General features: G+C 43.4%; 11 protein-coding genes and 1 pseudogene. 3 read left to right on the top strand and 9 right to left on the bottom strand.

The window, feature by feature from the left end; all coding sequences use genetic code 11:
• Window positions 1–134: 134 nt before the first annotated feature.
• The 3 genes from CZ379_RS04000 to CZ379_RS03990 all read right to left on the bottom strand — a co-directional run bounded on the left by CZ379_RS04000 (window position 135) and on the right by CZ379_RS03990 (window position 3273).
• On the bottom strand, window positions 135–959 hold the full coding sequence (locus CZ379_RS04000) for a carbohydrate ABC transporter permease (RefSeq protein ID WP_110930427.1): 825 nt from the start codon (window positions 957–959) through the stop codon (window positions 135–137).
• Window positions 960–969: 10 nt separating this feature from the next.
• Window positions 970–1860: a carbohydrate ABC transporter permease gene (locus tag CZ379_RS03995; protein WP_110930426.1), complete on the bottom strand. Its 891-nt coding sequence runs from the start codon at window positions 1858–1860 to the stop codon at window positions 970–972.
• Window positions 1861–1932: 72 nt separating this feature from the next.
• The gene (locus CZ379_RS03990; RefSeq protein WP_110930425.1) at window positions 1933–3273 is read right to left on the bottom strand and encodes an ABC transporter substrate-binding protein; all 1341 of its coding nucleotides are present in this window, start codon (window positions 3271–3273) and stop codon (window positions 1933–1935) included.
• A 188-nt stretch (window positions 3274–3461) separates the two neighbouring features.
• Between CZ379_RS03990 and CZ379_RS03985 the strand changes: the two genes are divergently transcribed.
• Both CZ379_RS03985 and CZ379_RS03980 read left to right on the top strand, forming a co-directional pair.
• Entirely contained in the window at window positions 3462–5279 is a 1818-nt protein-coding gene (locus tag CZ379_RS03985) for a sensor histidine kinase (protein WP_110930424.1), read from the top strand.
• Window positions 5272–6873, top strand: a complete 1602-nt coding sequence (locus CZ379_RS03980; protein WP_110930423.1) for a response regulator — start codon at window positions 5272–5274, stop codon at window positions 6871–6873. Before CZ379_RS03985 ends, CZ379_RS03980 begins: the two co-directional genes overlap by 8 nt.
• Window positions 6874–7060: 187 nt before the next feature.
• Here CZ379_RS03980 and CZ379_RS27120 read toward each other — a convergent pair.
• A pseudogene (locus CZ379_RS27120) lies at window positions 7061–7214 on the bottom strand (transposase); the annotation flags it as partial.
• Between the two features lie 611 nt (window positions 7215–7825).
• Between CZ379_RS27120 and CZ379_RS03970 the strand changes: the two are divergent.
• Window positions 7826–8230, top strand: a complete 405-nt coding sequence (locus tag CZ379_RS03970) for a hypothetical protein (protein WP_234404799.1) — start codon at window positions 7826–7828, stop codon at window positions 8228–8230.
• Window positions 8231–8391: 161 nt separating this feature from the next.
• Here the strand turns inward: CZ379_RS03970 and CZ379_RS03965 are convergent, their stop codons facing one another.
• From CZ379_RS03965 to CZ379_RS03940, 5 genes are all read right to left on the bottom strand, one after another.
• The gene (locus CZ379_RS03965) at window positions 8392–8595 is read right to left on the bottom strand and encodes a MerR family transcriptional regulator (protein WP_267890467.1); all 204 of its coding nucleotides are present in this window, start codon (window positions 8593–8595) and stop codon (window positions 8392–8394) included.
• A gap of 45 nt (window positions 8596–8640) precedes the next feature.
• The gene (locus CZ379_RS03960) at window positions 8641–8898 is read right to left on the bottom strand and encodes a hypothetical protein (protein WP_110930421.1); all 258 of its coding nucleotides are present in this window, start codon (window positions 8896–8898) and stop codon (window positions 8641–8643) included.
• 1104 nt (window positions 8899–10002) lie between these two features.
• Window positions 10003–10506, bottom strand: coding sequence for an Ig-like domain-containing protein (locus CZ379_RS03950; RefSeq protein ID WP_110930419.1), 504 nt, complete (start codon window positions 10504–10506; stop codon window positions 10003–10005).
• A 340-nt stretch (window positions 10507–10846) separates the two neighbouring features.
• Window positions 10847–11359: a PQQ-binding-like beta-propeller repeat protein gene (locus CZ379_RS03945; protein ID WP_110930418.1), complete on the bottom strand. Its 513-nt coding sequence runs from the start codon at window positions 11357–11359 to the stop codon at window positions 10847–10849.
• A gap of 248 nt (window positions 11360–11607) precedes the next feature.
• Window positions 11608–12216, bottom strand: a complete 609-nt coding sequence (locus CZ379_RS03940) for an SGNH/GDSL hydrolase family protein (protein WP_110930417.1) — start codon at window positions 12214–12216, stop codon at window positions 11608–11610.
• Window positions 12217–12234: the final 18 nt, after the last annotated feature.

Raw genomic sequence — 12234 nt, 5'->3', positions numbered from 1 at the left:
TGCTAATGATACGCATTTCAACGAATTTAATTAATAAGTGGCCAAGATGGAGTGCTTGGTCGAGCACTTGAGAGTACAACGAACTTCGCTTCGGTCAAATCGCCATCCATGGAGTTGCGGTATGGCATATAAATTTATCCTTTTACCGCACCTGCCGTAATTCCCTTCGTAATCTGCTCATTAAATAGCGCGTAAATAATTATTGCCGGTATCGATATCAACACCATTACGGCAAACTGGGATCCATAATCCGATGAGTACATACCTGTGAAGTTCTGAACAGCAAACGGTAGGGTTTTATAAGTATCCCTGCTTAAGAACGTTGATGCCAGAATGAATTCATTCCAACAAAATAAAAAGGAGTTAATTCCAACCGTGACAACGGCAGGCTTCATCATTGGGAGAACAATTTGAAATACGAGCCTAAAAATCCCGGACCCGTCAATGACCGCCGATTCCTCAAGCGCGCCCGGAATAGAACGCATAAATCCGGAAAGCATGAACATTCCTAGTGGTACATTCACCGCCGTATATGGCAGAATTAATGCCCAGTAAGTATCCGTTAACGCTAATTTCTTGAGAATGACAAAGTTAGGCAGCAATGTTGCATGAACCGGAATCATTATACCCAGCAGAATAATTCCGAAAAAGAGCCCTCGTAATTTCCACTTCATTCGAGTGAAAGCGAATGACAGCATCACTGATATTACAATCGTAAGAAGAATCGAGACTCCTGAGACAACGATACTGTTTAACAAGTATTTTAAAAATTTTCCATCCACCCACGCATTTACGTAATTTTCCCACTTGGGCGAGGTTGGCCACTTTATCAATTCGTCTGAAAAAAATTGGTTGGTATCCAGGAAAGAGTAATTAACCAACCAAATAAGCGGGAACAACTGCACGACAGCAGCAAGGATAAAAAATACCCATATGCACGTCTTCTTAAATGATTTCATCCTGCCACCCCTAATATTCCACAGAGTTGCGACTCGTGATTTTATTACTGATATAAGAAGCAATTAGACAGATAATAACAAACATGATAGATATCGCGTTAGCATATCCGAATTCGTTGGCTGTGAATGCCTTTGTATATAAATAAACACCTAAAAATTGCGTTGCATCTCCAGGACCGCCACCTGTAGTTAAATACACACCCTCCATTTGCTTTAAAGCCATGACAATTGCCAGTGTGACCTGAACCGAAATCATTGGGGATAAGAGAGGAATCGTGATTTTCCAATGAAGTTTGATTCCGGAAGCACCATCTATACGTGCAGCTTCATACACATCCTCTGGAATCCCCTTGACACCGGCATAATAATACAGCAGTCCCCAACCGAATCCCCACCAGATTAAGATTAGAAGCAAAGACCAAAGCGCCGTGTTTGGATCCGCCAACCAGGCATGATTCAATGATCCTAACCCGATTGAAGTAAGAAACTTATTGAATACACCAAAACTAGGATCAAGAATAGACAGCCACATTTTGGAGATTACGACTATCGAAATGACACAGGGGATAAAGAAAATAGTTCTGAATGCTTTCTCTCCCTTGCCTCCGATCCGATCCAGCAATAGTGCAAACAAGATACAAAGCGGATGTTGAACAAATATAAAGCCGAGCCCGAGTAAAAGAGCATTCCTCAACGAAATCCAAAAACGCGGGTCGTGAAAAAGCAAATTCCGGTAGTTATCCCATCCAACCATTGCAATCTTCGTACCTGGCCCCATCGTTTCTGTGAAAGAATAAAAACCACTCAAAACGATCGGGGCAAGTAACATTAGTATAAATAGTAATATGCCAGGTAGCACAAATATAAATATTGAAAGTTTATTACCGAGTATTTTCTGCATGTGATGCTCCACCTCGAGTTGTTAATGAAAGTATATGGGATAGGCCTCGTCCTACCCTATACTTGGTGCAACCTATTTTCTTTGTTTTTCGGACACTTCCTGCAACTTGTCGATCAGCTGTTCAGGTGTAATTGAGCCGCTTGCGAATGCACCGAATAAGTTATTGGTATCGTCTTTGAAGGCCGCAGTACCATGATCAATCCAGGAACTCCCAGGAGTGGAGGTTGCATTTCCTAGCATATCATTCATTTTTCTTTGTACCTCGGGTTCATCACCTGTTAATTCAAACTTTTGCGCCGGGAATAGCCCCCCAAGTTCCCAACCATATTTTGGCCATTGTTGGGCACTCATCATGTAGTCAAAAAATTTCTTGGCTTCTTCAGGATGCTTGGAAGCCGCGACCAAAGCAAGACCCCCACCATTCCAAGCTTGCAGGTCGGTAGCTTTTCCTTTTCCGCCTTCTACGACCGGGAAGCTCGCAACATTAAGGTTCGCACGGAACTCTTCGGAAAGGTCATTATTGGTCGCCATTCCGGCTTCCCAAGAGCCCGAATACCACATTGCAGCTCTTCCTTGTGTAAACAAATTTTGAGACATTCCGTAATCCGCTGTCATAAAGCCATCTTGAAACAGACCTGCATCCACTAACTGCTTGAAGATTTTCGCACCTTCTAGGAAAGCGGGATCATCTTTGAAAGACAATTTGCCTTCAACTGCATCCAGAATGGCTTGCTGATCACCGCTTACCCGCGCAACAATATTTTGGTACATTTCCCCCAAATTCCACAGATCCTTACCAAACATGGACATCGGAATGATTCCCTTCGCACGGAATTCTTTCGCAGAAGCAATCAGTTCGTCAATCGTTGTCGGTACTTGTATACCATTATCCTCAAATAGTTTTTTATTGTAATAAATGATTTCAAAGTCACTGTTCCTAGGCAAAGCATACAGTTTGCCATCAAACGTAAAATTCTGAAACGAACCCGGAAGGAAACCAAATTCATCACCGCTGTAATCTGCTGGGTTCAGTTCTTTTACATATCCAGCCTGTCTTAGCGTGTCCAGATTTGCTCCACCAGTTACCATGGTGATATCAATCGGTTCATTTGACGCCATATAAGTTCTAAGCTTGTTCCCCTGAGCTTCTCCCCCTAGTGCTTCGACCTCGATTTTCACATTCGGATTTTCTTTCATGAAGTTATCAATAATCGTTTGTTCAGCCAGACCTTGTCCAGTTTTCCGATCCGGCAGGTTCGAGAAGAAACGCAGTGTAACTTTTTTTGCTTGCTCTGCAGAATCTGTAGCCGAGTTAGAACCTGAATTGCCATTGTCATTACTGCCGCAAGCAGCCAACAAAATTACCATTACCAAGGTTGTGAGTAGCAACTTAACTGTAGCCCTTCTAATCATTTTAATCCCCCTTGAAGTTTAATATCTCGCTATGTGAGCAATCTTATCATGCACATCTTGAAGAGTCAGTCGAGAAAAAGACAGTAAGGTTGAAGTTTCGCAACTATAACACTACTCTCATTGTTCCTGCTCCAAATACGTGTTTATAATTGATTTTGTGACACTTGATAAGGAAGGACTGTAAACCAGTGAAAAGACTCTTCTTAGATTTAAGCATTCGTCTAAAAATTTTCATTACTTTTTATTCGGTTATTACTCTTATCACACTATCGATTGGTATTTATTCTTACCAGACTGTCAAAAAAGAAATTATCGATAAAGTAAGCGTGACTAACATCGGGATGATCGCACAGATCGGGAACGGTATTTCTGCCATGCGAAAACAAATTGAGGACTGGGCAACCATATTTATTTCCTCTCAGCCTGTTCAATCCAAACTTTCTCAAAAAGGAAGCTCCGGTCAATCACTTGAAAGTACTCTATATGATGGGCCAACAGCCTCCATTATGGCTTACATGCTGACTACCAGCATTTTTGATTACTTATCTCTGTACGGGACTGCAGATAGTCCTTTATTCAGCGAATCCACTGGTTACGGCGGCATTCCCTACCCACTTTCTAATATTCATGATAGTTCCATTTATTCAGAAATAAAGCAGAAAAATGGCGCGCCCTATTGGTTTTCTTCAACCGACAATCAAGATATTTTTTTCCACCACAACCCGAGTGAAATGATTGGCATGAGCAGAATTGTACGTAATGTTTACAACGGTGATCATATCGGACTGTTATTTGTCGGCATTCATTCGGACACGGTTCGAAAAATTTACCTTGAAAATCTTTATGATAATGAACATGGTATCGTCATGCTAGATCAGAATGGCACACCACTATTGCAAGCAGGAATGCCACAATATCAGACGGATAAATTCTTTAAAATCTTAAGCGATATAGATATTCAAACGAAAACAGGGACTAAAATCGTTTCGATTAATGGAGCAAAGCTGTTAGTCACTTATAGCACGATGGATTCCCTGGGATGGCGTATTTTTTACACGGTTCCTTTTGCTTTTCTCACCAATGAGTTGAGCACAATAAAAGAATTTGTACTCATCTTAATTGTTGTCTGCTTAATCCTTAGCTTGCCAATAATGCTGGTGAGCACAATCTTTCTTACAGCACCGATTAAAACTTTGCAGCGATCTATGAAGCGATTCCAAAATGGTAATTTTAAGGAACGGGTGGATATTAAATACCGGGATGAGATCGGTGAACTTGGCAGGGGATTTAACAGTATGGTTTCAAGGATCAGTACATTAGTAAATGATGTGTACATGCTAAAAATTAGTGAAAAAGAGGCGGAGCTTAAAGCATTGCAAGCTCAAATAAACCCCCATTTTCTCTATAACATGTTAGATACAATCTTTTGGGAAGCTCAGACTTCAGAGAACAAAAAAATTTCCGATATGATTATTAGCCTTTCGCGGTTATTTAGGCTTAACTTAAACCGTGGCAGCAGTCTCACAAGTGTAGCGAAGGAAAAAGAACTTATCGGCCATTATCTTGCGCTTCAGAGGATGAGATTTGAGGAAAAGCTGCATTATCAAATTGAAATTCCGACTGAGCTGGACCAATACGTCATTCTAAAACTGATCCTTCAACCTTTTATTGAGAACGCAATAACCCATGGAATTGAAAAAAGGCATGAAGGCGGTATAGTTAAAGTTTCTTGTCATCTAGCAGACAACAATCTTGAATTTATAATAGAAGACAATGGAGTCGGGATGGATGAATCAACAATATATAAGATTATGGATTACGTCCCACAGAGTAATTCCAATCTTTCCAGCGATACCAGCGGTTACGGAATTCACAATGTATTTTCACGTTTAAAGCACTTTTACAATGATCAATTTACGCTTAGAATAGAAAGTCAAATTGGTGTCGGTACAAAAGTATTTCTTCGAGTTCCATTAAAGCAGGAGAGGGTGAACATCAATGATTAGCCTATTAATTGTTGACGATGAAAGACGTGCTCGTGAAGGAATACGAAATGTGATTGACTGGAATGCGCATGATATCCAAATTGCAGGTGAAGCTTGCGATGGGAGCGAAGCACTGAAAATTCTTGAACAAAATTCAGTCGACATCATTATCACGGACATTCGAATGCCCGTTATGGACGGCCTTGATTTAATAAAGGAAGTATCGAGATTATACCCTAGCATTCGTAACATTATTTATAGTGGTTACGATGATTTTGTTTATGCTCAAAAAGCTATGACTTTCGGCACTTGCGAATATTTATTAAAACCTAGTCGTCCAGATGAGATTCTGGAAATTGTCAAGAAACAAGCAATCAATATTAACGAGGATAAAAAGCAAAATGAGGCTATGGAGAAATTACGTGTGGGTTTTCAGAATAGCTTGCCTTTATTAAGGGAACGAACATTAAATCGACTGGTACTATTATCAGAGCGTCTCCCAACTGATCGTCTTGAGTTGATGCTAGGCCTCAACAATATTACATTTCCAAAGATGCTATTCGGTGTTCTGGTACTTGAAATTGATAATTTCTATACATTGGAGCAAAAATATGATTATGAGGAAATTGAACTGTTTAAGTTTGCAATTAAAAATATTACGGAAGAAGTGCTCTCTCATACGCTCGTCTGTGCTGCCTTTGAACATCAAGATACCATTATATCGATTCTGAACACAGATCAGTGGATTGATACTAAAAAATCCCAAGAGATTATGACGAAGTTACAAATGAGAGTTAGTCAATATCTTCCACTAACAGTTTCGATAGGCGTAGGAAGTCTCGACAAAGGGATATCACACCTCCATACATCTTATCGTGAATCTGTAAATGCACTAGAAAAGCGGTTTCTTAAAGGCTCACAAAAAATCGTAAATTACATGGAGGAGGATACAGAGGAAGCTACTTCATATCCCCTATCTGAAGAGAAAGCTATTATTCAAGCCATTATCTCAGGTAACCAGGAAGTAATGGTTGAGAAGTTTAATGTATTTCATGATGCATTAAAGCCCGAAAGTAGTTCGAGAAGCCATGTTCACAACTCCATGCTGGCTCTAGCTTTTAGTTTGTTTCACTTTTGTATTGAAAAAAACATAAATACCGATGAAATCTTTGAAGAAGATTTCTCGAAGCTGCCAAAGATCCTCACTAGTTCAAGTATAGATGTGATTAAAAATGTAATAACAGGAATTATGTTCAGAATAAATGATCATATGAACTCCTCCAAAAACAATAATAGAATATTTCAAGAAGCTCTGGCTTATATAAACCAAAATTACAACAAAGATATTAGCCGAAACACAGTAGCAAGAGAAATTTTCATAACTCCTGGTTATCTAGGCATTCTTTTTAAGCAGAAATTAAACATGGGATTTTTGGAGTATTTGCATCAAATACGAATCGACCATGCAACTGAATTGCTCTCTAATCCAGGGATCAAAATTAGTGCGATCGCCTATCAAGTCGGTTATCAGGATGAAAAATATTTCTCTCAAGTTTTCAGAAAGTACACAGGGTTAACCCCGAATCAATATCGGAATAGTTTAACAAGACGATGATCGAGTAAAAGTCGTAAACTTCTGTATCTAATAAGTCGATCAAGGTGATTGGGTCTGTCAATAAATTTAGCGTAAAGTCGTTTATAGAGAATCTCCCCCATGGGGGAGATCGACCTCGCGATGGATGCTGGCCGATACGCTCAGGAAAGTAGACTGAGAGCTGCAGCAGCATTTTCCCCCTGTTTTAAATACATCCTGTCCATTTTCGCGTGACATCCATGATGACCAAAAACAGTATCTTTAGGAGGGCCTCTTTCGTCGCGAAAGATGTTCTTGCCTTTTGTCACCTTGCGGAGCTGGCGGTGGTAGCTATCAGTTATGTTCGTTGTAAAAATGAGCTTTCAGATATCCGGCGGATCCTTAATACACTTTAGTCCTCCTATCGATTCTTATATTTCTGACGCCATCTTTGCTTAGTAACTCGGCTGCTGATGCCACTTCTTGCATTGAAGCATTCTCCTGGGCAACTGCAGCTTGCTCGGAGATATCTGCTATACTTAACAGCAAGGATGAACTTGGACAAAATGGTTAATGTCCTGCGTAGCCTTCCCGTTATCGTGGGATAATCGGCAGTGTAATTCCAGAAGGATATTCCTCACTGCGAACTGTGATAACCGGTACGATATTATTCGTCGGGTCAGCAGGGTTATTTGTCGGACTTAGTTGCGGTAATATTCCAAAGTTAGGGATATCTGAACCAGCAATAGAGACACGAATACTGTGACCTTTTTTTGAACACCCATGAAAAATAGCTTTCAGGGCTTACGGCTTAGCACCTGTGACAAGTTAGGAGTATCCGATATAAGATACAACTGCCAGCGGCTTGTAGGCCAACTGTAACCGCTAAACTAGACTTAACGGATTCCGCTAAATAAGAATGAACAAAACCTTCCATACCCTTCCTATTAAGGTATCATAGAACTGGAAATTCTAACACCAGGAGGAAGGGGTATTGAAGAAAGAAGAGAGGTGGCCTATGTACTTCGCAATTCAGGAACAGAAAAGGCTAGGTTTGGGAAAGTCGCAAGTAGCCAGAAACCTAGAAATATCTAGGAATACAGTGATCAAGTTCTGGGATCTAACGGTTAACGAGTACAAAGAGTTCTTGGAGAGACTCGAGACAAGGTCTAAGAAGTTGGAAGCGTTCGAAGCAGAGATCGTTAGCTGGTTGCGCAAATATACGGATCTCTCCGCAGCTCAAGTGATGGATTGGCTCAAGGAACGTTATGGAGGATTAGAGGTTGCAGAAAGTACGGTTCGAAATTATGTGCGAGGCTTGAGAATGGAATATGGAATCCCTATGGCTAAGAGAATGAGGCAGTACCATGCGGTGGAGGAACTCCCATTCGTTGTCTGAGTTCCTTCCATGATTATACATCTAACGGCCAGAAGGCGTAAGACCCAAGCGCGTGTTGTATTCGCAGCTACTTCTCTCTCCTATAGAATCGCTGGATAGCTCTTATCTTATATACCGGGTCTACAGTGTACTTGTTGACTCTTATTAAGAGCTTCTTTAATTTACTGGATCGATAAGCCACTTGCTCTCAGTTCCTTAATAAAATGAATGCGCGCGACGGTTTCCTCTCTTGTAGATCTGCGAGTCAGATTTTCCTCCGCCTGTGTGAAGGGCAGCATACCCTCTTCTGGGTAAAATTTCAATGTACTATAGCGAAAATCCGTAAACCGTACTAATTCACCTATAGTTACGAACTCAGAGGCCAATATGGCCTCAATAGAACGCTGTCTGGGACATGATTCAAGACTCCTTTAAAATAGGGGCTTCGGGATTAGACGCACACCATGGATCGGCACTCTCCCGTGTATGGCATGCGGAATCGCTTCATAAACAATATTATCTATCTTAATTGTCGGAATCTGACCTTCCTTCAGCACCGCAACCGTATGGCCTTTGGATTCCAATCGCTGCTTTACATCATGCAATCTTGCAGCTGGATTGGAGAACATCGCCTCCATATCGATAAAAACAGCCTGCGAGCGTTCCAAAATGGGATGTAAAAAGTTCAAACCGCCACCCACTTGTGTCTTTACTGCCCCATTTTTTCATACGGAAAAATTGTTTCGCTGCTAATTCAATGCCACGATGGATGCGGATGGGATACAAGGCTTTAGCCAGCGGAGCACCTTGATACAATTTATACTTTCGGGCACTTACTATGTCCAGCTCATTCCGCGAAAAAAATCACGCATGCAACCGCTCTCGCGAAGAAGCCAGAGCATACAAATCGTTTGATCCCTTACCGGGCGATCCTCACAGAATTTCTGCCCGGATCCCCTCTGAAATGCTGGAATATTCCTAAATATCGTTGCGATATTCTTTGATATCAACGCCTGCAGAATGAAAATACAAATCACATCCCAAAAGATGGGGAATTTCATCAAGCAGCCCAATTCCTGAAGAGTGTCGGATACAGCTCGTTATAATCTTTTTAACTTTAATCCGGGAAATTTAGAGGAATTTTTCAGCCAATCCTTCAAATCCCATGTTTTCTTAACATCTCGGCGGGCCAAGGATTTTAAAATAATACTGCGTTTCTGATATAGCCTTCCGCCCAGTGTTCAGCGATATCGGTAAACGAGATCACAGGCATTTCCGGTTCAGCAAGTGGAGGTAATTCCCGGACAATGGAAAGTGTATACGTCTTGCGGGTGCCGTCCTCCGCTGAACCTGCAGCGATATGACATTTTCCCCTTCCTGCAAGTCGATTTTAATGCCATTGCCCAACGCTTGATTTAGCCATATCACTTTGGCCGCGGAGTGCTCGGTAGAGGCTTTCACCTCGATATGCTTCGCCTCCGTCCTGACTGCATAAGACAAGGTGTTTGCTGTAAACGATGGCTCTAAAGCTACACGTCGGCCGTCCGCCCATACCTCCAGCTTCTTCAGACTGGCGTTGCTGGATAAATACGAGCCGCCTCCCCAACTGCCCGAACCACCGCCACCAAGGGATGAAGGAGGGAGTGTCGCAACTGTCCTGCTTAACCCAGGATGTCTGAGAGGATCTGTTCACTGCCGGGCGGCCAGACGGGGTCCGCCCTGTCCGGTTCTCTATTCACAGTATGCGTATACCGCTGTAGGTCTCTATTCTCCGCAGTGACGATAATTTTCAATCAGGTTACTACCAACTGCAATCGCTGCGAATTTCCTCCGACGATCTCGAAGGTCGCTCCTGGCTCATACGTTACGGCCGTTACCGTAATCTGCTCTGTTGTATAGGGGAAGCGCACGCTGTAGGTATAGATTTCAGGTTTGAAGCCCTGCAACTGTTCTCCGTTCAATTGAATGTTACGGAGCTTCGCATCGTTGTCCGGCAGCACGCTTACGGTCAGTTCCGCATGCAAGTGATGGGGATTGCGAATATATCCAGGCAACTGCAGCTCCCCGGTGACTGCGTAAGCTCCAGCCTGCCCTGGGTCATAGTCTGTGTTCACTAAATCCCAGCGTACAGGGAACTCCTGCTCAGAACCATCGGTCAGGCGAGCCTGCACTTCAGCAGGCAAAGACAACTCCTCCAGCTTCGTGCCCTTGGCGACTTGAATTGGTGCAAAGGCTAGCACTTCAGCTACATTGGTGTAGGGTGTTGCAGATGCGGATGCGGATAAGTCGCTTTCCATTCCTTCATGATTAACCGCCTGTACTGTGAACTAGTACAACTCGCCTGCCGTCAGATTTTTTATAGTATAATCTGTTTCGGTAATAAGCTGATCCCCGTTGATGAGCTCCCACTGGTCGGCTTGAACTAATGATAGACCCTATAGCCAGCAGCTCTGTCAACAGCCTCCCATGCAAAAGCTTTACAGCACTTTCGCCAGGTTCGGCTGCAATCTGCTCTGGAGCGGCTATGAACGACCTCGTTCCAATCGCGTAGAGCTTATAATCATCAGCTCCGATGTATATCGTGCCGTCCGGGCCGATCACAGGGGATGAGCGTATTTTCTTCTCTGCTGCAAAGGATCATTTCACCCGCTCGTTGTCATTCTCAACATTCGGATCCAACGCATATAACGTTCCATCCCCATACCAGCCTACCGCAGCAATATAGACCGTACCGTCTGCTCCCACCACAGGCGATGAGACGATCATACTCCAAGTCCTTATCGATGTATCGAACGACCACCTCTCCCGTTTGTCTTCATCAACAGCATCAGGATCCAGTGCGTATAACAACCCATCCGATGAACCGATATAAAACGTGCCGTCCTGCCCAATCGCAGGGGTGGAATATATCTTGTCCCCTGCTGCAAACGACCACTTCACATCATGATCCGGGTTCCCCATAAACCTGGACTGCCTTGTCCAATTATAAGCTGTCGGCTGGGCCGCCTCATAATCATAAGCGCCTGGCGCATAGCCTGCTCCTTGAGTAAGCGGCAAATCGGCGGCTCTTGCACTCGCAGCTGGGAACAGTCCCGCCAACCCGAGCCAAATCGTCATTATCAAAAGACAGGCCTTCTTACTCCGATTCATCTCATACACCCCCTCCCCTTTTATTTGTTACAAGCCCATCCAGGGCGATTATACACATTTCCGACACTTTGGGGATTAACCCTCCGCATCACCTTATGCTGAAGGTGGAGAGAATTCGGGTGAAAAATATGAAACGCCCAAGCTTTAGAATCCTAGAGCTTGGGCGTGTTAGCTGAACTGATTGGAATGTTTATCATTTGAGCATGGGTAACCCAAAGGCGTTGATGTGGAGGCACTTGTTTAGCCGATTACAGCCGCTCCAAAAATGCAATAGCCATTGATGCAATTCTCTGGTGGCCATGCTGATTGGGGTGTAAACCATCCTCCGTAAAGAACGGGAGCGTCAGTTTGTTAAACCCGCTCTCTGCATACAAATCCAGCACCGGCAACCCATAGCGTCTGCCTAGGCCGATTACTGCCTCCACATAATCACGCAAACGATAACCTTCCTCGTTAGGTCGTTCGATGTCATAAACATCCTTGTCGCGTTGAAGCGGAGTCCACAAATTCAATCGACATGATGGATTCACTGACAGAATATGCTCAATTAGCGTCGTATACGAACCAATGAACGTCAGCGGATCCTGTCTGTCTGGAGTGCCAAGCGGCTTGCTTAGCCGGTAATCATTCGTACCGGCAAATATTGAAACACAGTCCAGCCCTACCTCAATCTCGTAGCCTACCTTCACCGTGGCTCCCTCATCGGTAGCTCCGCCTGAGGTCATTGGGCAGCCACTACGGCCATAATTATGCACTGTGGCAAAGCCTAAAGCCGCACTAACCAGCGGCTGGTAGCCGTTCGCTGCAGTAATGCTGTCTCCCAGCGTTCCCCAGCTTCGTCCATGCCACTCCTTCATGGCTTCTCTCCTCTATTC

Origin of the sequence: Paenibacillus bouchesdurhonensis, assembly GCF_900155685.1 — a bacterium.
Taxonomy (GTDB): Bacteria; Bacillota; Bacilli; order Paenibacillales; family Paenibacillaceae; genus Fontibacillus; species Fontibacillus bouchesdurhonensis.
This window is presented reverse-complemented; position numbering and strand designations above follow the sequence as displayed.